28 protein-coding genes are annotated in these 22,652 nt (G+C 69.4%); 19 read left to right on the top strand and 9 right to left on the bottom strand.

Annotated elements, in window-relative coordinates; translation table 11 throughout:
* Window positions 1-3 precede the first annotated feature (3 nt).
* Complete coding sequence (locus KOD61_RS05875) at window positions 4-714, bottom strand: rRNA pseudouridine synthase (RefSeq protein ID WP_215220308.1); 711 nt, start codon at window positions 712-714, stop codon at window positions 4-6.
* Between the two features lie 165 nt (window positions 715-879).
* Between KOD61_RS05875 and KOD61_RS05880 the strand changes: the two genes are divergently transcribed.
* The 3 genes from KOD61_RS05880 (at window position 880) to KOD61_RS05890 (ending at window position 2,691) form a co-directional block, all read left to right on the top strand.
* The gene (locus KOD61_RS05880; RefSeq protein ID WP_215220100.1) at window positions 880-1,116 is read left to right on the top strand and encodes a hypothetical protein; all 237 of its coding nucleotides are present in this window, start codon (window positions 880-882) and stop codon (window positions 1,114-1,116) included.
* A 189-nt stretch (window positions 1,117-1,305) separates the two neighbouring features.
* The gene (locus tag KOD61_RS05885; protein WP_215220101.1) at window positions 1,306-2,472 is read left to right on the top strand and encodes a sensor domain-containing diguanylate cyclase; all 1,167 of its coding nucleotides are present in this window, start codon (window positions 1,306-1,308) and stop codon (window positions 2,470-2,472) included.
* Window positions 2,473-2,538: 66 nt separating this feature from the next.
* Window positions 2,539-2,691: a hypothetical protein gene (locus tag KOD61_RS05890; protein ID WP_215220102.1), complete on the top strand. Its 153-nt coding sequence runs from the start codon at window positions 2,539-2,541 to the stop codon at window positions 2,689-2,691.
* 6 nt (window positions 2,692-2,697) lie between these two features.
* Here KOD61_RS05890 and KOD61_RS05895 read toward each other — a convergent pair whose 3' ends face one another.
* From KOD61_RS05895 to KOD61_RS05905, 3 genes are all read right to left on the bottom strand, one after another.
* Complete coding sequence (locus KOD61_RS05895) at window positions 2,698-4,575, bottom strand: DUF7844 domain-containing protein (protein WP_215220103.1); 1,878 nt, start codon at window positions 4,573-4,575, stop codon at window positions 2,698-2,700.
* Between the two features lie 11 nt (window positions 4,576-4,586).
* On the bottom strand, window positions 4,587-4,892 hold the full coding sequence (locus KOD61_RS05900) for a DUF2388 domain-containing protein (RefSeq protein WP_215220104.1): 306 nt from the start codon (window positions 4,890-4,892) through the stop codon (window positions 4,587-4,589).
* A 147-nt stretch (window positions 4,893-5,039) separates the two neighbouring features.
* Window positions 5,040-5,639 (bottom strand): mechanosensitive ion channel family protein, encoded by a 600-nt coding sequence (locus KOD61_RS05905; RefSeq protein WP_215220105.1) that lies wholly within the window; start codon window positions 5,637-5,639, stop codon window positions 5,040-5,042.
* Window positions 5,640-5,739: 100 nt separating this feature from the next.
* Between KOD61_RS05905 and KOD61_RS05910 the strand changes: the two genes are divergently transcribed.
* A complete protein-coding gene (locus KOD61_RS05910; RefSeq protein ID WP_215220106.1) occupies window positions 5,740-6,006 on the top strand; it encodes a DksA/TraR family C4-type zinc finger protein in 267 nt (88 codons plus the stop codon).
* 109 nt (window positions 6,007-6,115) lie between these two features.
* Window positions 6,116-6,490 (top strand): hypothetical protein, encoded by a 375-nt coding sequence (locus KOD61_RS05915; protein ID WP_215220107.1) that lies wholly within the window; start codon window positions 6,116-6,118, stop codon window positions 6,488-6,490.
* A gap of 3 nt (window positions 6,491-6,493) precedes the next feature.
* On the opposite strand, the gene KOD61_RS05920 is transcribed toward KOD61_RS05915, so the two are convergent.
* On the bottom strand, window positions 6,494-7,099 hold the full coding sequence (locus tag KOD61_RS05920) for a DUF4136 domain-containing protein (protein ID WP_215220108.1): 606 nt from the start codon (window positions 7,097-7,099) through the stop codon (window positions 6,494-6,496).
* Between the two features lie 338 nt (window positions 7,100-7,437).
* Here KOD61_RS05920 and KOD61_RS05925 point away from each other — a divergent pair, with 338 nt between their 5' ends.
* Complete coding sequence (locus KOD61_RS05925; RefSeq protein WP_251370696.1) at window positions 7,438-8,469, top strand: GGDEF domain-containing protein; 1,032 nt, start codon at window positions 7,438-7,440, stop codon at window positions 8,467-8,469.
* A gap of 89 nt (window positions 8,470-8,558) precedes the next feature.
* On the opposite strand, the gene KOD61_RS05930 is transcribed toward KOD61_RS05925, so the two are convergent.
* Window positions 8,559-8,819 (bottom strand): hypothetical protein, encoded by a 261-nt coding sequence (locus tag KOD61_RS05930; protein WP_215220110.1) that lies wholly within the window; start codon window positions 8,817-8,819, stop codon window positions 8,559-8,561.
* 329 nt (window positions 8,820-9,148) lie between these two features.
* On the opposite strand from KOD61_RS05930, the gene KOD61_RS05935 reads away from it, so the two are divergent.
* Window positions 9,149-9,814, top strand: a complete 666-nt coding sequence (locus tag KOD61_RS05935; protein ID WP_215220111.1) for a COG4315 family predicted lipoprotein — start codon at window positions 9,149-9,151, stop codon at window positions 9,812-9,814.
* A 19-nt stretch (window positions 9,815-9,833) separates the two neighbouring features.
* Here the strand turns inward: KOD61_RS05935 and KOD61_RS05940 are convergent, their stop codons facing one another.
* Complete coding sequence (locus KOD61_RS05940) at window positions 9,834-10,913, bottom strand: COG3904 family protein (protein ID WP_251370674.1); 1,080 nt, start codon at window positions 10,911-10,913, stop codon at window positions 9,834-9,836.
* A gap of 161 nt (window positions 10,914-11,074) precedes the next feature.
* Here KOD61_RS05940 and trhA point away from each other — a divergent pair, with 161 nt between their 5' ends.
* Entirely contained in the window at window positions 11,075-11,728 is a 654-nt protein-coding gene (gene trhA / locus KOD61_RS05945) for a PAQR family membrane homeostasis protein TrhA (protein WP_215220113.1), read from the top strand.
* A gap of 63 nt (window positions 11,729-11,791) precedes the next feature.
* On the opposite strand, the gene KOD61_RS05950 is transcribed toward trhA, so the two are convergent.
* Complete coding sequence (locus KOD61_RS05950; protein WP_215220114.1) at window positions 11,792-12,259, bottom strand: FKBP-type peptidyl-prolyl cis-trans isomerase; 468 nt, start codon at window positions 12,257-12,259, stop codon at window positions 11,792-11,794.
* 249 nt (window positions 12,260-12,508) lie between these two features.
* Between KOD61_RS05950 and KOD61_RS05955 the strand changes: the two genes are divergently transcribed.
* The 8 genes from KOD61_RS05955 to KOD61_RS05990 all read left to right on the top strand — a co-directional run bounded on the left by KOD61_RS05955 (window position 12,509) and on the right by KOD61_RS05990 (window position 18,677).
* Window positions 12,509-13,123 carry a tetratricopeptide repeat protein gene (locus KOD61_RS05955; RefSeq protein WP_215220115.1) on the top strand — a complete coding sequence of 205 codons (615 nt, stop codon included), beginning with the start codon at window positions 12,509-12,511 and terminating at the stop codon, window positions 13,121-13,123.
* Between the two features lie 74 nt (window positions 13,124-13,197).
* Window positions 13,198-14,049, top strand: a complete 852-nt coding sequence (locus tag KOD61_RS05960) for an N-formylglutamate amidohydrolase (RefSeq protein WP_215220116.1) — start codon at window positions 13,198-13,200, stop codon at window positions 14,047-14,049.
* Window positions 14,040-15,278 carry a flavohemoglobin expression-modulating QEGLA motif protein gene (locus KOD61_RS05965; protein WP_215220117.1) on the top strand — a complete coding sequence of 413 codons (1,239 nt, stop codon included), beginning with the start codon at window positions 14,040-14,042 and terminating at the stop codon, window positions 15,276-15,278. Before KOD61_RS05960 ends, KOD61_RS05965 begins: the two co-directional genes overlap by 10 nt.
* The gene (locus tag KOD61_RS05970) at window positions 15,275-16,351 is read left to right on the top strand and encodes an ATP-grasp domain-containing protein (protein WP_215220118.1); all 1,077 of its coding nucleotides are present in this window, start codon (window positions 15,275-15,277) and stop codon (window positions 16,349-16,351) included. The genes KOD61_RS05965 and KOD61_RS05970 overlap by 4 nt, the downstream gene beginning before the upstream one ends.
* A 91-nt stretch (window positions 16,352-16,442) precedes the next feature.
* On the top strand, window positions 16,443-17,060 hold the full coding sequence (locus KOD61_RS05975; protein ID WP_215220119.1) for a trimeric intracellular cation channel family protein: 618 nt from the start codon (window positions 16,443-16,445) through the stop codon (window positions 17,058-17,060).
* Between the two features lie 190 nt (window positions 17,061-17,250).
* A complete protein-coding gene (locus KOD61_RS05980; protein WP_215220120.1) occupies window positions 17,251-17,871 on the top strand; it encodes a COG4315 family predicted lipoprotein in 621 nt (206 codons plus the stop codon).
* Window positions 17,872-18,006: 135 nt separating this feature from the next.
* Complete coding sequence (gene trxC, locus KOD61_RS05985; protein WP_215220121.1) at window positions 18,007-18,450, top strand: thioredoxin TrxC; 444 nt, start codon at window positions 18,007-18,009, stop codon at window positions 18,448-18,450.
* Window positions 18,447-18,677, top strand: a complete 231-nt coding sequence (locus tag KOD61_RS05990; RefSeq protein WP_215220122.1) for an oxidoreductase-like domain-containing protein — start codon at window positions 18,447-18,449, stop codon at window positions 18,675-18,677. The genes trxC and KOD61_RS05990 overlap by 4 nt, the downstream gene beginning before the upstream one ends.
* Window positions 18,678-18,694: 17 nt before the next feature.
* On the opposite strand, the gene KOD61_RS05995 is transcribed toward KOD61_RS05990, so the two are convergent.
* Entirely contained in the window at window positions 18,695-19,009 is a 315-nt protein-coding gene (locus KOD61_RS05995; RefSeq protein ID WP_215220123.1) for an HPF/RaiA family ribosome-associated protein, read from the bottom strand.
* A gap of 108 nt (window positions 19,010-19,117) precedes the next feature.
* Between KOD61_RS05995 and KOD61_RS06000 the strand changes: the two genes are divergently transcribed.
* The 3 genes from KOD61_RS06000 to cueR are packed head-to-tail and all read left to right on the top strand — an operon-like array spanning window position 19,118 to window position 22,627.
* Entirely contained in the window at window positions 19,118-19,879 is a 762-nt protein-coding gene (locus KOD61_RS06000) for a sulfurtransferase (RefSeq protein WP_215220124.1), read from the top strand.
* A 55-nt stretch (window positions 19,880-19,934) separates the two neighbouring features.
* Window positions 19,935-22,178 carry a heavy metal translocating P-type ATPase gene (locus KOD61_RS06005; protein WP_215220125.1) on the top strand — a complete coding sequence of 748 codons (2,244 nt, stop codon included), beginning with the start codon at window positions 19,935-19,937 and terminating at the stop codon, window positions 22,176-22,178.
* A complete protein-coding gene (gene cueR, locus KOD61_RS06010) occupies window positions 22,178-22,627 on the top strand; it encodes a Cu(I)-responsive transcriptional regulator (RefSeq protein ID WP_215220126.1) in 450 nt (149 codons plus the stop codon). Before KOD61_RS06005 ends, cueR begins: the two co-directional genes overlap by 1 nt.
* Window positions 22,628-22,652 lie beyond the last annotated feature (25 nt).

The raw sequence follows: 22,652 nt of genomic DNA on the forward strand, positions 1-22,652 counted from the left end.
CGGCTAGAAGCGCTCGCCGGCCGGCAGGTGGCGCCACTCGCCGACCGGCATCTTGCCCATGGCGACGCGGCCGATGCGGATGCGCCGGATCGCGACGACGCCGAGCCCGACCTCGCTGCACATGTGCCGCAGCTGGCCCGGCCGCACGTCCTTGATCGCGAACCGCAGGCGGATCTCGTTCTGCCAGCTGACCTTGCAGGGCGGCAGCCGCCGGCCCTCGTACGACAGCCCGTGCGCGAGGCGTGGCAACCCCCACGGCGACAGTTCGCCTTCGACTTCGACGATGAACTCCTGTTCGATCGAGGAGTAGTCCTCGGTCAGGCGCCGGCGTACGCGGCCGTCCTGGCTCAGCACCAGCAGCCCGCTGGCCTCGGCGTCGAGCGGCATCAACGGGGTGAGGTGCTGGAAGTGCCGCTGCAGCGTGCGCAGCCCCGATGTGTCCGCGTCCGCGCGCGTGGCCGGCGTCACCAGCGCCGGGGTCGCGGCGGTTTCCATGCCTGCCGGCTTGTGCAGCAGCATCGTGGCCGGCTCGGCCGTTTCCAGCCGGGCGCCAGGGGCCAGCTCGACCACCTCGTTGGTGACCGGCGTCTGCGCATCCTCGACCACCCGGCCGTCCACCGACACCCAGCCGCCGGCGATGTACTGCTGGGCGTCGGCGCGCGAGCAACGGGTCAGGTCGGCGACGCGCTTGTCGAGGCGGGTCGGGGCGGGCAAATCGGCGTCGGGCATGGCGTGGTCGCGGGCGGGTGGTCCGCCAGTGTAGGGGGCGCGGGCCAGCAGGGCCCGATGCGGGCGCGCTTGACCCGGGTCAGGGCCGTCCCGCGCTGCGTGCGCGAGCATTCACACAGGGCCGGCAGGCCCGCTCGTCAGGAGGTGACCATGGAATTCCATGTGACGGCCCGCAACGTCCAGACTGCGCTGGCTGCAATCGAAGGCGCGATCTTCGACATCGACCCGGCCGCGCTGGTCGACATCGACCCCGACGGCACCCTGCGCGTGGCCGCGGCACTCGACGCCGGCGAACTCGCAGGGGTCCTGTCCGGGGCCGGACTGGTGCTGGCGCCGGGCGACATCCACCAGCTGCCGTCGATCTGCTGCGGGGGCTGCAGCGGCTAGCGGCCTGCGACCGGCCGCGGCGAAACCGGCCTGTCCGGCGGGTGCATCTATCGAGATTTCCTGCCGGCAGCGCACTCGATCCCCGAGTCGTGTCACGCGTCACTCTTTTCCATCGGCCAAATCACCGGCGCTTTACCGTCGCGGCCCGACCATCGGGGTTTGATGGAAGCAGTGGCAGGTCGGTTTTCGATGGTCGCAACCCCCGGGCAGCAACCCCAGCCGCGGATGGTCTCGTGGAGCAGCCAGGCGCATGGCCGGAGCGAGTATCTCCGCCTGCGGAGCGTGGTCGACGCCCTGGTGCGCATCGCCGAGCACCCGGGCGACACGCGGTCGTTCCTCGGCGAGGCCACGGCGACCGTGATGGAACTGACCCGCGCCACCGGTGCCGTTGTGTTGATGGCCGAAGGCGACGGAGCGCTCCGGGTCGCGTCGGCGCGCGGCCAGATGCGCCGGGTGGACCGGGCCGCGTTCGGCGACGGCCAGACCCTGGCGCGCGCATGCCTGGCTTCGCACCAGGCGTTGCACAGCGATTTCGCCCTGACCGACCCGCGCATGGAGGGACCGGCACGCGCGCAGTGTTCGCTGGAATCGTTGATTGCCACGCCGCTGCGGTTCGGCGACCAGGTGCTGGGCGTGCTGGAGGTGTGCTCCAGCGTGCCATGCGCGTTCGACGGCATCGATGCGCAGGCCGTCGCGCTGATCGGCAACGCGCTGGGCGGCGCACTGGGCCGGCAGGTCGCGCTGGAGGACAACGCGCGGCTGCTGGCCCGGCTGGAGAGCTCGCTGGAAGCGACCCGCGCACAGGCACGCGAGTACCAGGACGCCGCGCTGTACGACGCGCTGACAGGGCTGCCCAACCGGACGCAATTCCTTCAGCGGCTGGACGCGGCCTGCCGCCGACACGACCGGCCCGAACAGTTCGCGCTGCTGTTCCTCGACCTGGACGACTTCAAGGCCGTCAACGATACCCACGGCCACGCCATGGGCGATGCGGTGCTGCGCGAGACCGCGGCGGCCCTCAGCGGCCGGCTGCGCGCCGGTGACCTCATCGCGCGGCTCGGTGGCGACGAGTTCGTGGTGCTGCTGGAGTCGCTGCGCCACGGCAGCACCGACATGCCGGCGATCGCGCAGGGCGTCGTGGCCGCGCTGGGCCATCCGCGCAGCATCGACGGAGTGGAGTTGCGCATCCGTGGCAGTGTCGGCTGGGTGCTGCATGACGGGCGGTCGGATGCCTCGTCGCTGCTGGCGGCGGCTGATGCGGCGATGTACCGCAACAAGCGTGCGCGCCGCCGAAAGGCGGCCGGAAACCCGGCCGGAAACCCGCCCGCCAGCCCGGTGGTTTCGGAAGCGCTTTAGGCCCCGGACCCGGTAACCGGCCCACACGGTCTAGACTGGGGGCCTCCCCACCGAGATAAAGAGCCCATGGCAAAACCCAATTACTCGTTCGAGAAGCGCCAGCGCGAGATCGCCAAGAAGAAGAAGCAGGACGAAAAGCAGGCCAAGAAGCAGGCCGCCAAGGAGGCCGCCAACCCCTCCCAGACGCAGTCCTCGCCGTCCGAGACGCCGAACGGCTAGTGCGTTTTACGACCGGTCGAACCTGAAGCCATCGCCTTCGCGATGGAGCCGCCCCAGCCGGTCGCCGAGTTCCTCGATGTTCGCCTCTGCGCCCGCGATGGCGGCACGACGTCTGGGCGACAGCCAGCTCCGTGCCTCCGCGCGCAGTTGTTCGCTGCGTTCCCGCCACGAGGTCGCCAGACCGGGCCCGAGCCGCGCGAGGACCTCGCGCTCGCGGGCCTGGGGCAGGCCGTAGCCGGAACCGACCCCGGCCCGGGCCAGCACCTGCGCCGGCCGGCTCAACAGGCCTTCCAGGTCCAAGACTTGCCGGAGCGCGTCGCGACTGCGTGCCGCCTTATCGTCCCATCGACCACCGCTGCGGGACAGCAGCCGCTTGAGTTCGTCGCGCGCAAGCAATTCGTGCCGGCGCAGCGCGGCGTTCTCAAGCAGCAACAGTGCCGCCGCGGCACGCATGTCCGTCTTCGCGATCCACGGTGACCGTTCTTCGGGCGACAAGTCCAGCCAGTCCTGCACGCGCGACTGCGGCAACCCGAGCACGCCGCGGGCGACCTCGAACATCGCCTGGTAGCGGGTGTCGGCCGCCTCGAAGTAGTAGCCGTTCCGGCGCGCTGCGGCCGGGTCATCAAGCACCGTGGTGTCGGCGATGCCCGACGCGACCAGCCGGCGGAGCAGCGCGGTCGGCGTGATGCTCGCGAGCGGTTCGCCTGCCAGCCGCGGTACGCCGTCGTGCAGCAGCTTGAAGGTCTCGACCGCGCAGTTGTTGCTGACGAAGAAGTAGTCGCCGTCGTAGCTCCAGTGCAGCTGCGCGGCACGCTCGACCAGGCCGGTGATCTCCGCCGGGCCCAGGTCCAGCGGGATGGACTGCAACCCGCGGAGCTCGATCCGTGTGTACTCGTCGACCACCTGCGCCAGCGGCAGGATGAACAGACGCGAGGGGTAGGAGCCGGTAAGCCCGCGCCAGCTCGAGATCTGCACGTCGTCGACGAAGGCGCGGAACGACAGCACCATGTGGTGGTCGAGGTCGAGGCGGCAATCCGGGCCAGGCGCTCGGCCGGGCGCGCACACCACCAGCCGCAGCATGCTGTGGCCCCACCGGCTCATCAGGCGGTCGTTGCCTTCGGCCAGGAGGTAATCGACCGCGTACACGCGCTGCGGGTCCAGCTGCAGCGTGCTGTCGGCTTGGCCACGCCCCGGTTGCAGGAACACCAGGCCCGGCGGGCACATTGCCGGCATCGGGCCGCCCCCGAAGTGGGCCACCAAATACCGGTGCAGGGCGGGGCGGCGGCAACCGTACTGCGGGTCCAGCACGAAGTGCTCGAGATTGACCGCGACGTACTCGACCGGGCTTTGGAGTTCGTAGCGGTCCGGGCTGCGGTCGGTGAACGCATTGTCCGGATGCCGCAGGCCGAGCCGGGCGGGACTCACCTGCCAGCCGGCGAGGTCGAGCAGGCGCGGGTCACGCGAGAGCCCGCCAGTCGAACTGCGGTCGTGGAAGTGGGCCAGTTCGTGGATCACCGCGGCCAGTGCGGCGCGCGTGGCGGGGTGGCTGCTGCCGGCGCCCGATGGGCGTGCCATCCAGCCGTCGAGCAGGGACCGGTCCAGCAGCATCCGTGAGGCGGTCGCCCGCCCGTGAACGTCTTCGGGCAGGTCCTTCCAGTACACCTCTACCTTTCCAAGTGAGGCGAGCCAACGATCGGGCAGGGGCCGTGTCGCAGCGGCAAGCAGGTCGCGTGTAGCGGCGACTTCTGCAGCGCTCAGTGACGGGTCGATGCGGGGCTCAAACCCAGCCGCGGGACCGGTTTCAGGGCGGGCGGCCGAACCGGCATGGACCAGTCCGGCCGCAGCCAGCAAGGGCACCAGCGCAAGTGCGCGCGCCCAGCGCATTGAGGTGCGGATCAGAACGCCAGGATCGCCCGTGCCAGCTCCATGTCGCTGGCCAGGCGGGCGTCGGCGTGGCGCTCGCGCAGGCTCATCAGCGCCGCTTCCAGCTGCGCGCCGCGGATGCGCCCGTCACTGGCGACAAAGCTCGCGGCGTCGTCGCGTGCCTGCAGCACCACCTTGTCGTCGCCCGAGGTGCTTCCCGAGCTGCCCGACGACCCCGCCGAGGATGCGCCGGCCGAGGTACCGCCAAAGCTGGAGGCCATCACCGGGCCCGAGGCGAGGACGATAGCGGCAAGGAGCAGAGTGGCGGGTCGGATCATCTGGGTTGTCTCGTTCGAAAGGAGGGCGGGGCACCGATTGCGGCGCAAAGACTAACGCGCACGCGACGGCGAGGTGCTGAATCCGGGCGGGCGGGACGAAACGCCGCGTGGAAATGTGATGGCGATGGCGGCGCGTACGGGAGTGTGTCAGCCCGCGAACTCGCTGTGGGGCTCGCCGGCCGACGTCTGTGGCGGCGCCGGTGCGGTTCGCCAGCGACGCACAGTGCGCTGGAAGAAGAGGTTGTTGGGCACCCGCAGCACGGTGTCGGAGCCGTCCTCGCGATGCTCCTGCAGGGTCGTGTAAACCAGGTTCACGTCGATGACGCGACCTTTCAGCCCGGGCTTTTCGCCGTTCTCGAGGATCTCGATGTGGTCATACAGTCGGAACGGCCGGGTGGTCAGGATGAGTACCGTGCAGAAGATGTTGGACAGCACGCTCCACGCCGCGAAGAACGCCACCGCGCCAACCGCCGCGAACCCGGTGAACGCCGTCCACAGCACGGTACCGGAGACACCCAGGCGCTCCAGCACGAGCAGCAGCGCGGCTGCATAGATGAGGAAGCCGATGACACGTCGACCGGCGATGGCCAGTTCGGGCGGGAAACCGCGTCGCGTGCAGAGACGGTCGACCACGCGCCGTGTCACCGCCCGCAGCAGCCAAGCGGCCAGCAGGATCAGCAACACCTGTCCCAGCGGCACGACCACGGTCAGCCATTCCTGGATCCACGGGGGCAGTCGTTCGGTCATCGGGTATCGCCGGGCGCAAGGGGCCGACAAGGATAACGGGGCCGGTGTTCACGCCGTCCGGGATATCCTCCCAATGCACGTGAAAACACGGAGGAATGCCATGGCGACCGGCTGGGCAGGCGACGGCGCGGTACAGGACCAGATCGATGCGACCGTCAAGGACGCGATCAAGCGGGCCCGCAGCCAACTGCGCGAGGGTCCCGGACTGACCCACTGCGAGGAGTGCGACGCCACTATCCCCGAGGCGAGGCGTAAGGCCGTTGCCGGGGTGCGGCTGTGCTTGGCTTGCCAGGAAGCGCACGACCGCGAGGAGCTGGGGGCCTCCGGTTACAACCGGCGGGGCAGCAAGGACAGCCAGCTGCGTTGACGAGTCCGAACGCGCGATGAACACGTCGCGCTCACCGGCGCCAACCTAACGTCCCCGGGCACCCCGGGGGATCCGCCGCCGGGGGAGTGTTCCTCCGGAGGACTTCGTTATGGACGTCGCGTCGATGCTGCAGGTTTCCGTCCTGTTGTTCCTGGTTGCCGCCCTGGGCGGCGTGACCATGGCGGGCATCCGGTTTGCCGGCAAGCACAATCCACCCGCGTGGCTGGCGATGTTCCACGGCCTGCTGGCCGCGGCCGGACTCACGTTGCTGGCCTACGCGGCACTGGCCGAAGGTGTCCCCGCGATGGCCCAGCTGGCGCTGCTGCTGTTCCTGGTCGCGGCGGGCGGCGGCGCGGTGCTGAGCCTGCGCTACAAGTGGAACAACCTGCTGCTGCCCGCGTGGCTGGTGATCGTCCACGCGTTGGCCGCGGTGCTGGGTTTCGTGTTGCTCGCGGCCGTGGTGCTGCTCGGCGCAGACGGCTAGGACTTACGGCAGCACCGCGCCCGAACCGGCCACGAACGGATACCGGGCAAAGATCGCGGCGACCGCCTGATCCGCCGACGCGGCACGTTCCTGGGCGGTGCGCTGGGTCACCCGGCCGATCGCGTCGCCGGTCCAGACCAGGTGGTTGCGCTCGGCGTCGACCAGGTCGACCGTGAGCGTGCCGACGGTGTACTGGCGCACGCGCGTTTCGTCATACCAGACGGGCACGGCGAAATAGCTGCGGGCGCGATAGCTGTAAAAGTACTGCACGTCGCTGCGTGGCACGTTGTAAACGTCGCGCTCTTCCCGGATATAGCCCTGGAAGTTGACCCGCAGGTCGGGGTCGGCCGGATCGAAGCGGTAGCCGCGTGCGTCCATCTCGCGGCGGACAGACTGCTTGATGCGGTCGGAGAGATAACTGGTGTAGCCCGACTGCTCCATCGCGATCGGCTCGTAGAATGCGTACGTGCGATAGGCGGAGAAGTCCACGGTCGGGTCGGCGTCGGTACTGACGCGCGGCCCGGTGGCACAGGCGGCCAGCAGCAACGTGAGCAGGACGGCCAGCAGCAGCCGGAACGGGGTTTCCCGGGAAAAGTGGCGACGAGTCATGGCGCAGCGCTCCTGAATCGGACACGAAGACGCTAGCAACGCGTCCGGCGCGCCCGCGTGAAGCCGCCGGGACCCCGATTCCACCGCCCGTCCGATCGCCAACAATTACCCCTCAAGTGCGCGCCAGGGCTGCCGTTAACAGGGACGACCACTCCCGCGAGCGTCCCTTGGACTCACAGAACCGTGTTGCCGAACCGCCGGGCGCCCGAATCGCGGGGCCCGGGCGGCAGCGTGCCCGGAAGCTGTGCGACAGGGTGCTGTGCGACCGGGTGCTGTGCGACCGGGTGCTGGGAGGCGACCCACGGCTCCGGATCCGGACCACCCAATGGTTGATCACGGTGGCCGTCTACATCGGTTGCGGGACCGTCTTCGGTCTCGCGATGGGCATGGGGTGGGTGGCGCCGGACGCATCGATGCTGCCGTGGGCGACGTTCGTCGGGACCATGCTGGCCGTGCTGTACGTGGCGCTGCGCAGCGGCTGGAGCGCACGCTTCCACGATGCCGCGCTCACTGCACCGCAGATCGTGCTGGGCGTGACCGCAGCCTGCTGGGGCTACGTGCTGGGTGGGCCGGTGCGCACCGCGGCCTTGTTCCCGCTGTTGCTCGTGCTGATTTTCGGCACATTCTCACTGGGTTGGCGACGGATCCTCTGGCTGACCGTATTCGCCATCGTCTCGCTGTCGTTCTCGATCGCGCTGCGGCATGGGCCGTCGCCCGGCGGGGACTGGTCGCTCGACGCGCCGGGGATGCACGTCGACCTGGTCAACCTGGGCATGCTGGTGGTGCTGCTGCCGGCCACGTCGCTGGTGGCGGTGCGGCTGTCATCGCTGCGACGCAAGCTGCGGTCGGAGCGTCGGGCCCTGACCGAGGCGTTGGCGGAAGTGCAGCGGCTGGCGACCCGCGACGAGCTGACCGGGCTGCCCAACCGGCGCCACATGCAGGAGCTGCTCGATCGTGAGCTGGCGCGCTCGGCACGCCACGAACACCGCTTCAGCATCGCGCTGATCGACCTGGACCACTTCAAACGCATCAACGATGCCCACGGTCATGCGGCGGGCGACGCGGTGCTGCGGTCGTTCGCGATGACCGCGGTGGGTGGGCTGCGCGGACACGACGTGCTCGCCCGCTGGGGCGGCGAGGAGTTCCTGCTGCTGATGCCCGATACCGCGGGGCCCCAGGCCGAGGCAACGGTGTGGAGGATGCTCGAGCGCGTCGGGCACCTGCCTTTCATGGATGCCGGATCGTTGTCGTTCTCGGCCGGTGTGTGCGAGTACCGCCGGGGTGAGACCGCGACGCAGTTGCTGGATCGCGCCGATGTCCAGATGTACGAAGCCAAGCGGGCCGGGCGCGGCACGGTGCAGGTCGGCTGAAAAAACCGGCCCCGCTTCCGGGTACTGGCAGCGAGCGACGCGCAAGAAAAAGGGCAGCCGAGGCTGCCCCTTTTCGTCGAATGCCCGGATCAGGTATTCGGGTCGTCGTTCTCGTCCTCGTCCGCCGGCTCCACGTCGACGTCCGGCACCGGCACGGTGACGTCCTTGGTGCCGACATCCACGTCCGGGGCGTCGACGTCGTACTTGGGCACCTGGCCCGGGTCCTGGACTTCCACGTCCACGTCCGGCAGCTCGCCTTCCTGCGTCTGGTCGACGTCGCACGCCGCCAGCGCGAACGTCGACGCCAGGGCAACGGCCAGTACAGCGCTCTTCTTGATCAATCGGGTCATGTCGCGACTCCTGGTAAGGGTGGGTCGATAGTTGCCGGAGCCGCGTCGACGCCGGGTGAGAGCGTGGACGTGGAAAGTTCCGACATGAAGAAGGCCCAGAGGCGGACAAGGAACGAGCGCCGTCTGAGCCTTCCGTGCCAGGACGCTCGCGCCGGACCTCAGCCCTTTGCTTCGCGTTCCTGACAAGCGCGAAACTACGCCGGCCGGTGTTACCCCGCTGTCAAACGCGGCATCACGTCCACTGCACGAACCGGGAACCCTCGCTTAACGCCGCAGCGCCTATTGATCGTCTGATCCATGACAAAGGCCTCAAGGCCAAAGGAGCAGCGGTGAAACCGACCCCATCGCCGAACACCCGTTTCCGTGCCGGCCGTGCCAGCGTGGCGGGAATCGCGCTTGTGCTTTCGATGCTCGCCGGGTGCGCGCAGGACGCGGCCGACCACGTCGATGCCGACGATGTCCAGCAGGCCGCCGCTGACGACATCCCCGGCGACGAGCGTGGACCCGCGACGCCGCCCGGCACCGGGCCGGACAGCACCGCCGGCGGGACTGTAGAAGGCACCGGCCAGGTGGCGACGCAGAGCGGCGTCGACCGCCCCGACGCCAACACGGTCTCCGCCGCGACCGCCGGGGCGTCGAGTCCGTACTTGGTGAACGGAGCCGGGAGCGCGCTGTACTTCCTGGAAGGCGATGCCGACGGCAGCGGCTGCGTCGACCACTGCATCGAAGCCTGGCCACCGGCCCTCGCCGCCGAAGTGGCGCCGAGCGCCGGCGACGGAGTCGACGCGACGATGCTGGGGACCATCAACCGCGGCGACGGGTCCGTCCAGGTCACCTACGACGGCCACCCGCTCTACCGGTACGCGGGCGACGTGGGTGCGGGTCGTACCAACGGCATGAACGTCCGCGACAAGTACGGCCAATGGCACCTGGTGGGAGCTGACGGCAAGCCCGTAGCCGGCGAGGCAGCCGGGACGACTGCCGCGGACGAGTAGCCAGGCTCCGCACGCCCGCTCAACCGGCGGGCGTGCTGTCCGCGTCGGCGTCGGAGGCTTGCGAGGTCGAGGCGTGGATGGCCTGGTCGAACTCCGAGAATGGACTGTCCAACCGGCACTTGCCGTCCGGGAAGCCGAACCGCTCGCGCAGCTCCAGCCCGCAGGTGTTCATCGCGTCCAGGTTCTCGTCCTGGCGCGCGCACTTGCGGTCGAAACTGCGGAAGAAGTTGTCGCGGCGACGCACGAAGTCCTCACCGCACTTGCGCGCGAGGCGGATGCGGTCGAGGTCGTCCTGCGCAGCATTGATGCCGACGATGCCGAACTCCTCCAGCTCGTGGGTCGTGAGCAGGCGAAGGCTGCGGTTGGGCACCGTCATCATCATGTCCGCGAGGGCCACCGCGCCGCCGTTGCGGGCCAGGTACTGCTCGATGTTGGCGTGGACCTCCTGCAGTTCCTGGCTGAGCTCCGCGCGCGACGTCGCGCCCGACTGCAGGCGGATGATCCGGTGCACGCCGACCTTGCCGGAGATCAGGCGGTTGTCGCCGCCGGCCAGCACCAGCACGCACGAGCTGTGGCAGACCGCATCCTCGCGCACCCAGATGGTCCAGCCGGCCTCGGCGATAAGGTCGCCGGCCCGGATCGCGGCTTCCACCTGGCCGCCGCTCGAATCGATGTCCAGGATGCGGTTGCGAAGACCCATCCGATCGGCCATCACCCCGACGCGCTCCACCAGCGTGACGAAATCGGTCGCGACCTTGCCCGAGTAGCTCAGCCGCAGGACGCCAGTCTCCTGGCAGGGCGCCATCGTCTCCGACATCGGCTCGAAACCCAGGTCGGACAGGGTCGCGCCGTCACCCGAAGTTTCGTAGTCGACTTCGCAGCTGATCCTCGCCTCGCCCGATTCCAGCATCGCCTCGGGCCAGTCGGTGGTGGTCGCCAGGTCCGCAGGGGGCTCGGGGACCGGCGGCTCGTCGACCGAGACCGCGCCGTAGTTGGTCTCGCCGTCACCACTGGTGGCCTCGATGATCACCGGTTCCTCGACCGGCGGCGTCTGATTGCACGCGCACAGCGCCACGCAGAACAGCAGGAGCGGGAGCATTCGGGCGCGCATCGGATCCTCTCGGCGGGCGTCGCGGCAAGGGCCGACGACAGTCACCGCAGTCTAGGACACGCACCCGCGCGCGGGAGCAACCTGCGATGAACATCACGCCGTCCGCTGCGACTGGCGCCTCGCCGCCCGGGCAGGGTTAGGATTGCACCATGCGCCCCCGTACCGAAGGAGCCGTGACCGTGAACGATGTCGGCGAGGAACTCGCCAATGCACTGACGCATGGCCTCGGGGCGGTCGCGGCGCTGGCCGGCGGCGCGGTGCTCATCACGCTCGCGGCGGTGTTCGGCGACGGCTGGCAGCTGGCCGGAGCGATCGTCTTCGGCGTCTGCCTGCTGCTGCTCTACCTGGCGTCGACGCTGTACCACTCGGTGTCGGACCCGATCGCCAAGGCGCGGCTGAAGGTGCTGGACCACTGCGCGATCTACCTGCTGATAGCAGGCACCTACACGCCGTTCACCCTGATCGGCCTGCGCGGGCCCTGGGGCTGGGGGCTGTTCGCGGGGATCTGGGCGCTGGCGATCGCCGGCGTGGTGTTCAAGCTGTTCTACACCGGCCGGTTCCGGCTGCTGTCGACCCTGCTGTACATCGCGATGGGCTGGCTGGTGCTGGTGGCGATCAAGCCGCTGCTGGACGCGCTCGATGGCTGGACACTCGGCTGGCTGCTGGCCGGTGGCGCCTGCTACACGCTGGGAACATTCTTCTACCACCGGCCGTCGCTGCGCTATTCGCACGCGGTGTGGCACCTGTTCGTGGTGGCCGGCAGCGTCTGCCACTACATCTCGGTGATGGCACAGGTGGTCTGACCACCACGCAGCAAAAAGCCCGCGTCGCCGCGGGCTTTCCAGTGCATCGCAACGTCGCCCGGATCAGGCGGCGTCGACGTGCCCCTGGTTCAACTCGGCTTCCGACGCCTCGCGCACGTCGGCGACCTGGACGTCGAAATGCAGGTTCTGGCCGGCCAGCGGGTGGTTGCCGTCGACCGTCACCTCTTCGGTGTCGACCTTGGTCACGGTGACCATCAGCGGGCCCTGGGCCGTGCGCGCTTCGAACTGCATGCCCGGCTGCACCGAATCGACACCCTCGAACGCGCTGCGCGGCACGACCTGGATCAGGCCGTCGTGGCGCGGGCCGTAGCCCTGCTCGGGAGCGATGTCGGCGGTCAGGCTGTCGCCGGTCTTGCGCCCGGCAAGCGCCTGCTCCAGGCCCGGGATGATGTTGCCCGCGCCCTGCAGGTAGCTCAGCGGCGCGTCGGCGGCGGACTTGTCGATGACCTCGCCGGCGTCGTTGGTCAGGGTGTAATGGATGGCGGCGACGCGCCCATCGGCGATCTCCATGGGAAACCTCACTGGTAACAAAAGGGGGGTGGAATACGCCGGTCAACCCACGGCGCGGATGGCATGTAACCCGCCCAGCCTAGGAAACCCGCCGCCGCGCCGCAACCCCGCGCATCCGGCGCGCGTGGCTGATCTGCGCGACAATCCCCGTTCACCTGACTGGGGGTCCGGTGCCTGGGGGTACGCCGTTTATTTCGCGTGCACCTTGCGCCGTCTACGTTTCGCGCTCGCAGCGCAAGGAGCCGTTTGATGACCCTGACCGCAATCGTCGGACCCGGAGGCGCGCGTCGCGCGTTGCTCGCTGCTTCGCTCGCCGTGGCGGTAGCCGGCTGCGCCACTTTGAACCCTGACCAGGATGCCCCGGATTTTGGCGCGTCGATGGCGATCGCCCGTGCGCACCTGGAGGCCGGCCAGGCCGATGCGGCGGTCGTTGCGCTGGGCACCGCGGCCACCCTCGACCGTGCAAGCAAGGAACCGTGGCTCGAGATGGCCCGCATCCGGGAGTCCCAGGGCCGCCACGTCGATGCGCTCGCGGCGGCCGAGCAGGTGTTGCGGCGTGACCCGACCGATGCGGCCGCGCACGAGATCACCATCGCGAGCGGGCTGGAAGTGGCGCGTCGCACGCTGCAACGGTTGCTTGCGACCGAGCAGCCGCCCGATGCCGACCAACTCGCTACGGCGCAGGCCATCGGTACGTTGATGACGCAGGTGTTCGGCCCGGAGTTCCTTGTGTCCGACGAGCTGCGCACACAATTGGCGCGCGAAGCGGTGGCCCGCTACAAGGCGCGGCGCATCGAGAAGCTGCCCGAAGCCCGCCAGGAAGCGCCCAAGGGCGATCCGCTCGACCTGCTCGGTGGCGACTGACCCGGCTCGGCGCCTCCGGACCCGCCGCAGTCCAATCACGGACTCTCCATGCGGGCGATGGGAGCATCGTCGCCATGCAGAGCCTCCAAGAATCCTCGCCGCAGTTCTTCTCCCGCGACGAACAACTCGTCCTCGAACAACCTTCCGACGACTGGGACCTGGTGCTGGGTGACGGCCCCGTGGTGGCCACGGCCATCCACGATGGCCACGCCATGCGTGACTCGCTGCTGCCGTACCTGGCCTTCAGCGAGGAAGAGCGCCGCCGCGACGAGGACCCGCTGACCGGCATGCTCGCGGTCGTCGGCGACGTCCGCCTGACGGTGCGCACCTCGCGCTTCGAGGTCGACCTCAACCGTCCGCGCGCCAAGGCCATTTCCACCAACCCCGCCGACACCTGGGGCTTGCAGGTGTGGAAGGGGCCGCTGCCGGACGCCGAGCTGGAACGGTCCCTGGCCATCCACGATCGCTTCTACGCGATGGTCGGTTCGCTCATGGACGAGATGATCGAGCGCTGGGGCTGCGTGCTGTTGCTGGACATCCACAGCTACAACCATCGTCGCGACGGCGCGGACGCCGAGCCGGCCGAGCCGCATCGCAATCCCGACATCGACCTGGGCGTCACCACCCTTGACCCGCGCCGCTGGGGCCGGGTGGCGGACCGCTTCGCCGAAGTCTTGCGCGGGCACGAGGTCGGGGGTCGCCGACCCGATGTGCGCGAGAACGTCCGCTACGAGGGCGGAGGCCATTTCCCGGAGTGGCTGTACTCCACCTACGGCGAACGCGTCTGCGCGATCTCGCTGGAGTACAAGAAGATCTACATGGACGAGTGGACCGCGCAGGCCGACATCGCCGTGGTGGAGCAGTTCCGCGCGGGGTTGCAGGACGCGGTGGACGCCGTCCGCGGCGAGTTCCTCGCATGCCGGTGAGCGCACGGCCGGACGAATGCACCGCCCGCCCGCTGCCGCCGGTGGCGGCCCAGGTGGACGCGCACCTGGCCAGCATGGACGGCGAGGTCGACTGGTTGCTGGCGCTGTCGCCGATCCACAACGATGCGTTGTGGGCGGAGTTCGAGGCGAGTGGTCGCACGCGGGTGCCGCCGTTCCAGTACATCGACCCCGACCTCGACCTGCACGCCGTTCGCGAACGCTTGCTGGCGCTGCCGGTGGAGGAGGTGGAGTCGCCATTGCTCTCGGGCCTGCTATCGGAGAAGCAGCGCGAACTCGACCGGCAGATCGAGCTGGTACGGCTGCGCGATACCGATGGCTTCATCAACGCCAGCCTGGACCTGTTCGGCGGCGTCGAGCCACGGCTGCTGGAGCTGGCACGGCGGATCCTCGACACCGTCGGACCGAGTGTCCCGCTGGAGGCCGAGGCCGGGATCGACGAGGTGCTCGCCGCGGTCGAGGACGAGTTGGCGTGGTACCGCGAACAGTCGCCGGACTTCTTCGCGGAGGTCGTTGTCGATGCCGACCTGAACTCGTTGATGATGGTCTCGCACGGCAAGTTCTTCATCGATGGCGACATCCGCCTGCCGCGCGCGCGCGTGCAGCCGCTGATCCAGCATGAGATCGGTACCCACCTGGTGACCCGCCACAACGGGAGCCGCCAGGCGTTGCAGCAGCTGCGCGTGGGCCTCGCACACTACGATCCGCTGCAGGAAGGCCTGGGCGTGCTGGGCGAATACCTGGCCGGCTACCTGCCGGGCGAGCGCCTGCGCGTACTGGCCGCGCGGGTGGTCGCCACCGACATGGCCATCCACGGCGAGGACGTACCGGCCATCTTCGACCTGTTGCACAACACCCACGGGCTGCCGACCGAGGATGCGTTCGACGTGGCCGTGCGGGCGCGGCGCGGTGGCGGGCTCACCAAGGACGCGGTGTACCTCAGCGGCCTGCGCGACCTGGTCGAGTACCTGGCCGACGGGGGCGACTTCGAGACGCTTTTCACCGGCAAGTTCGCTCTCTCGCACCGGGTCGTGCTCGACCAGCTGATCGAGGAGGGCTGGGTCGTGGAGCCCGACCTGTTGCCGCGCTACAGCACCGCCGCCGACGCCGCCGTGCGGCTTGAACGCTGCCGCCGCACGCCGGTGGAGCACCTGTTCCACAGCGAACCCCACAACGTGGCACGTGTGCCCGCACCGAAGGAAACCGCATGAACGCCGCATCCGCCACCTCCGCGCCGATCAAGCTCGGCTTCGTCGTCAACGACGTTGCGACCGAGAAGAACAACTACACCACCATCCGCCTCGCGCGCACCGCGGTGAACCGCGGGCATCAGGTCGCCCTGATCGGACTGGGCGATTTCATCTACGACGCCAACGGCACCGTGCGTGCCCGTGCGCACGTGCCGCGCGAATCGCACTATGCCGACGACGACGCGCTGCTGGCTGACCTGCAGGGCCCCGACGCCGAGATCCACCGGATCTCGGTTGAGGACCTGGACGTGCTGATGCTGCGCAGCGATCCGGCCGAGGAGGTCGTCGAGCGGCCGTGGGCGCCCAACAGCGGCCTGCTGTTCGCCCAGCTGGCCGCGCTCAAGCACGTCATCGTGCTCAACGACCCCACCCACCTGACCGACGCGTCCAACAAGACCTACTTCCAGCATTTCCCCGAGGAGGTCAGGCCGGTCACCTGCATCACCCTGGATGCCGACGAGATCAAGTCGTTCATCCAGTCCCACGACGGCTACGGCGTGATCAAGCCACTGCAGGGGTCGGGGGGGCAGAGTGTGTTCGTGGTGACCCCCGACAGCGGCGCCAACCTCAACCAGATGATCGAGGCGGTGACCCGCGATGGCTATGCGATCGTGCAGGAGTACCTGCCCAAGGCGGTGGACGGCGACCTGCGCCTGCTGACGCTCAATGGCCGGCCGTTGTGCGTGGATGGCAAGTACGCCTGCTTCCGTCGCTACAACGACAGCGGCGACGCGCGCAGCAACATCACCGCCGGCGGCAAGATCGACATGGCAGTGCCCGACGAGGACGCACTGCGCCTTGCCGAGATCGTCGCGCCCAAGCTGATGCGCGACGGCATGTACCTGGCCGGGCTGGACATCGTTGGCGACAAGATGATGGAGATCAACGTCGACACGCCGGGCGGGATCAACATGGCCGAGGAGCTCACCGGGGTCGACTTCAGCGGCCACATCGTCTCCGACCTGGAGCGCAAGGTGCGTCTGCGCGACCAGTACAACCGCACCCTGACCAACAACGAGCTGGCGATGATGTAGCCGCGCGTCGCGGCACCGATCGCGGCCCGGGAGTTGCCGCGCCCGGGCCGCGATCGCATCCTGTGGGGCCTTCCACACACGGGCGTGCCGCTTGGACACCCTGCTGATCGCCCTCGACCTGCTGGGCACCTTCGTCTTCGCCATCTCCGGGGCGACCGTGGGCGTGCGCAACCGGCTCGACCTGTTCGGCGTGCTTGTGCTGTCGTTCGCGGCCGCCACCAGCGGCGGCATCATGCGCGATCTGCTGATCGGCGCCACCCCGCCCGTGGCGCTGGTCAACTGGAGCTACCTGGTGGTGGCGTGCCTGGCGGGGCTGCTTACGTTCCGCTGGTTCGCCGACATCGAGCGGCTGCGCAACCCGGTGCAGGTATTCGACGCGATGGGGCTGGCGCTGTTCGCGGTCAGCGGCGCGCTCAAGGCGATCGACTTCGGGCTGGGGCCCATTGCGGCCACGTTGCTCGGGATGCTCACCGGCATTGGTGGCGGCATCGCGCGCGATGTGCTGGTAGCGCGCACGCCGGTGATCTTCCAGGCCGAGCTGTACGCCGTCGCCGCGATGGCCGGGGCCGCCACCGTCGTGGCCGGGCACTGGCTCGGTTGGCCGGCAATGCCGGCGGTAGCCGTCGGCGCCGCACTGTGTTTCGGCCTGCGTTACATGGCGATCCGCCACGGTTGGCGGCTGCCGGTCGCCCAGCCGCGGGATTCCTGAGGTCGGGGTTCAGCTGGGGGTGCAGTCACTGAATCCGATGGAAGGCCCGCCAGATCGGGCCTGCGAAGGCCCGGGGCAGTTATCGCGCTTTCCAGATCACGATCCGCGTACATCCACCTGACCTGTTATTTACCCGGCGCGCTTTATGGATAGGGGCACAACGGGCATCCGCCCCCCACGGAGACATCCCATGCGCAACTACCAGATGTCCACCCTTGCCGCCGCGCTGCTGGCCATCGGGCTGGCAGGCTGCGACAACAACGTCGAAACCGATGACACCTTGGGCGCCACCACGCCCGACACAACCATGCCGGACACGATGGACGACACCATGCCGGCCGACACCATGCCCGATGACTCGACCGCCCTGGGCGGCGACATGGACCCCAACAGCGACCCTGGCACCATGGCTGACGCCGGCGCCATCGTCGCCCCGACCACGTTGATGGTCAGCACCACCGGCGCGCCGGGACCGTACCTGACCGACGACGACGGCCGCGCGATCTATTTCCTCGAGGGCGACACCGATGGCAGCACCTGCACCGGTCCGTGCCTGGAACTGTGGCCACCGGTCATCGCGGGTGACACAACGCCCGGGGTGGATGGCGACCTGAAGGCCGGGCTACTCGGTACCGTCGAGCGCGCCGACGGCACGACCCAGCTGACCTACAACGGCCATCCGCTGTACTACTACACGCGCGACACGGCTGCCCAGGTCGCCAGCGGACATGACGTGACCGACGACTGGGGCGAGTGGTACCTGCTGGCTCCGGACGGCACCGAGGTCGATGACGACGTCGAGACCAACTGATCCCGTTTCACCATGTGGGCGTGCGGGCCGTCGCCGGTAGCCGGTGGCGGCCCGTGTTGTGCCGGGTAGCCCACCCTGCGAGGGACTGACGATGGCGATGTCTGGCACGCTGGCGGCATTCCCATGGAGATTCCGATGAGCAGCGATCCCTTGCTGGTTCCATGTCCCCAGTGCGCAGCGATGAACCGCGTGCCCCCCGAGCGTCTCGGGCAGTCCCCGACCTGCGGTCGTTGCCACGGCGTGTTGTTCACCGGGGCGCCGCTCGCGCTCACCGCCACCGACTTCGACCGTCATGCGGTGCGCGGCGGGGTGCCGGTGCTGGTGGACTTCTGGGCGCCCTGGTGCGGGCCGTGCAGGACAATGGCGCCGCAATTCGAGGCGGCCGCCGCGGCGTTGGAGCCCGGTATCCGTCTGGCGAAGGTCGACACCGAGGCCGAGCCCGGCCTGGGTGCGCGTTTTGGCATCCGCAGCATTCCGACGATGGTGCTGCTTCACCGGGGTCGGGAGCTGGGGCGCCAGTCCGGTGCGATGGGCAGCGGGCAGATCGTCGCGTGGGCCCGTTCCCAGCTGCCGCGATGATCGCATCGTTCCCGGAGGGCACGTCGCCGGAGGCCGCGCAAAGCCACGACCCGCCACCCCGTCGCCCGGAAGAGCCCGACCCCAACGATTGCTGCGGCGAGGGCTGCGTCCGTTGCATTTATGACGTGCACGACGAGGCGCTGGAGCGATACGCAAAGGCGCTTGCCGTGTGGCGCGAGCGCAATCCGGGCGTACCGCTGCCGAAGGATCCGGGCGGCGGCACCTGACCCGGTCCGCAGCCGGATCAATAGCCGGCGAGTTTGCCCAGCGAGCTTTCCAGAAGCCGCTGCAGCTTCCTGCTCGCGCCGCCGATCGCGCCGCGCATGGTGGGGGCCTCGGCGGTTACCGTCGCCGGTGGCCGGCCTTCCAGCCGCGCTTCCATCGTGCAGTGCTTGTCGTTGTCGCCCGACTTGCCACCGTTGGTGTCCGCCAAGTGGACCTCGACCCGCGACACCTGGTCCCCGAAGCGCTGGAGGGCGTCGGTGACGACCTGTTCGACGTGCTGCGCGAGCGCTTCGTCACCCTGGACGTGGTTGTCGGTGTTGAGCAGGACTTTCATGCGGCGTGGCCTCCGGTATGCGTGACGGGTATGCACCCACGCTAGCGCCGGTCGCATACACACGGCGAGAAGGCGGCCTTCCGCGGCGCACGCCGGTAAAATCCGCCGATGATCCTCAACGTTGCCGCCTACCATTTCACCGCTGTCGACAACCCGCAGGCGCTGGCCGAAGAAGCCCGTGCGCGCGCCGTCGCGGCGGGCCTGCTGGGCACCGTGCTGGTGGCGGGGGAGGGCATCAACCTGTTCCTGGCCGGCGCTGGCGAAGCGGTCCGCACCTGGGTGGACTGGCTGCGGGCCGAGCCCCGGTTTGCCGGCCTCGTGGTGAAGGAGAGTTACAGTCGGGCCCAGCCGTTCCAGCGGCTCAAGGTCAAGGTCAAGCCCGAGCTGATCAGCTTCCGCCGCGCCGATGCCTCGCCGCTGCAGGGACGCGCGCCGACCGTGGCGCCGGCGGACCTTGCGCGCTGGATCGGGCAGGGCTGCGACGACAACGGACGACGGCTGGTCCTGCTCGATACCCGCAACCGCGAGGAGGTGGGCCACGGCAGCTTTGTGGGCGCGCTCACCCTGCCGATCGACAACTTCACCGAGCTGCCGGCGGCGCTGGTCCCGCATCGTGACGAACTGGCCGACGCCACCGTGGTCAGCTTCTGCACCGGTGGCATCCGCTGCGAAAAGGCCGCGCTGCACCTGCAGGCCGATGGCATGGACAACCTGTTGCAGCTTGACGGTGGGATCCTCGGCTACTTCGAGCAGGTCGGCGGGTTCGGCTACGACGGCCGCTGTTTCGTGTTCGACGGCCGGGTGGCGCTGGACCCGGCGCTGGAGCCGCTGATCGACGGCGACGGCGACGAGGCGATGGCCACGGGTTGACCCTCCAATGATGGGAAGGTGGAGCATCATGGCCTGAGCCTTCCAGGAGTCCGCCATGAACGCCCCGACCGCCGCACCCGAGCGCGAAGTACGGCTCGATATCGAGGGAATGACCTGTGCGTCGTGCGCCGGCCGCGTGGAGAAAGCGCTGGCGGCGGTGCCCGGGGTTCGGGAAGCGAGCGTCAACCTCGCGACCGAGCGGGCCAGTGTCCGCGCAACCGGTCGCGACCGGCTCGAGTCGGACCTGGTCGCCGCCGTTACCGGCGCGGGCTATCGCGCCACGGTGCCCGCTGATGCCGCTACCCCCATCGCCTCGGACACCGGGGCCCCGGCTGCCGGCGGTGCGGTTGCGTCGCCGACCGCGCGGAAGTCGCGCGAGCTTCGCCATCTGCTCATCGCGATCGCGCTGTCGGCGCCGCTGCTGCTGCCGATGCTGCTCATGCCGTTCGGCGTGGACTGGATGCTCCCCGGCTGGGTGCAGTTCGCACTGGCCACCCCCGTGCAGTTCTGGCTGGGCGCGCGCTTCTATCGCGGTGGCTGGTCGGCGCTGAAGGCCGGCACCGGAAACATGGACCTGCTGGTCGCCCTGGGCACCAGCGCGGGGTACGGCCTGAGCCTCTTCCATTTGCTGTCGGGTAGTGGACACCTGTACTTCGAGGCGTCGGCTGTTGTCATCACCCTGGTGCTGCTGGGCAAATGGCTGGAGGCGCGGGCCAAGCGCCAGACCACCGAGGCGATCCGCGCATTGCAGGCACTGCGCCCCGCCACCGCCCGCGTCGTGCGCGACGGCATCGAGCGGGAGCTGCCCCTGGCTGAAGTGGTGGTGGGCGACCAGGTCGCCGTGCGCCCCGGCGAGCGGTTCCCGGTAGACGCGGTGGTGGTGGAAGGCCGCAGCCACGCCGACGAATCACTGATCACCGGCGAGTCGTTGCCTGTGGCCAAGGAGCCGGGGGATGCCGTCACCGGCGGTGCGCTCAACGCCGAGGGCCGGCTGCTGCTGCGCACCACCGCGGTCGGTGCCGAGACGGCGCTTGCGCGGATCATCCGGCTGGTCGAGGACGCGCAGGCGAAGAAGGCGCCGATCCAGCGGCTGGTCGACCGGGTGAGCGCGGTCTTCGTGCCGGTGGTGGTCGCAATCGCGCTGCTGACGCTGCTGGGCTGGGGCTTCATCGGCGGTGACTGGAACGACGCCATCCTGCACGCGGTAGCGGTGCTGGTGATTGCCTGCCCCTGCGCGCTGGGTCTGGCCACGCCGACCGCGATCATGGCCGGCACCGGCGTGGCCGCGCGCGCCGGCATCCTGATCAAGGACGCCGAGGTGCTGGAGACCGCTCGGGCGGTCGACGTGGTCGCGTTCGACAAGACCGGGACCCTGACGGAGGGGCGTCCGACGCTGGCCCGGTACGTCGCGGTCGACGGCGACGACGCGGCGCTTTTGAGGTTGGCCGCGGCGCTGCAGGCCGGCAGCGAGCATCCGCTGGCCGCCGCGGTCCGCGAGGCGGCCACCGGCATGGCGTTGCCGTCGTCGAGCGACACCCGCGCGGTGGCGGGGCGCGGCGTGGTGGGCGACGTCGAGGGCACCCAGTTGTTGCTCGGTAGCACGCGCTGGATGGAGCAGGAGGGCGCCCTTGCATCCGCACCCGCGCTGCGGGCCGAGAGCGACGCCTTGGCCGCCCGTGGCCACAGCGTGTCGTGGCTGGCCGAGCGGACCGGCGACAGCGTGCAGGTGCTGGGTTTGCTGGCCTTCCGCGACGCCCCGCGGGCGGAGGCCAAGGCAGCCATCGCGACCCTGCACCGCCTCGGCATCCGCACCGCGATGATCTCCGGCGACAACCGGGGCGCGGCGCAGGCGGTGGCCGACGCGCTCGGCATCGATGACGTGCGCGCCGAGGTGCTTCCTGCCGACAAGGTCGACGCGGTACAGGCGCTCAAAGCGCACGGCCGGGTGGCGATGGTCGGTGACGGCATCAACGATGCCCCCGCGCTGTCGGCCGCCGATATCGGCATTGCGATGGGCAGTGGCAGCGACGTCGCCATGCATGCGGCTGGGATCACCCTGATGCGGCCGGACCCGCGCCTGGTGGCCGACGCGATCGCCATCTCCCGCCGCACCAGTGGCAAGATCCGGCAGAACCTGTTCTGGGCGTTCGTCTACAACGTCGTCGGCCTGCCGCTGGCCGCGGCCGGGCTGCTCAACCCGGTGGTGGCGGGTGCGGCGATGGCGCTGTCGAGCGTCAGCGTGGTGGCCAACACCCTGCTGCTGCGCCGCTGGACGCCCCGCGCATCGGAGGAGAACTGATGGCCAACCCCGCGCGACCGGAACTGGCCGAGGCACTGGCCGATGGCCTGCACAACATCGGCGATGCCGCGCGACTGAGCGGCGTCAGCGCCAAGATGATCCGCCATTACGAGGCGATCGGCCTGATCCCGCCGGCGAGCCGCACTTTTGCCGGCTACCGCATCTACTCCGACAAGGACCTGCACCGATTGCGCTTCATCAAGCGCAGCCGGACGCTCGGCTTCTCGGTGAAGCAGATCGAGGTATTGCTGGGGCTGTGGGATGACCGCGAGCGCGCCAGCGCCGAGGTCAAGCGCATGGCCCAGGCGCACGCCGACGACCTGGGGCATCGGATCGAGGAAATGCAGGCGATGCAGCGCACGCTGCTGGAGCTGGCGCACCGCTGCCACGGCGACGATCGTCCCGACTGCCCGATCCTCGACGACCTGGCGGGGCCATCCGGCAGCTGACCCAGGCGTCCTGTAGGAGCGGCTT

The sequence above is a fragment of the Lysobacter luteus genome, from assembly GCF_907164845.1.
Classification (GTDB): Bacteria; Pseudomonadota; Gammaproteobacteria; order Xanthomonadales; family Xanthomonadaceae; genus Novilysobacter; species Novilysobacter luteus.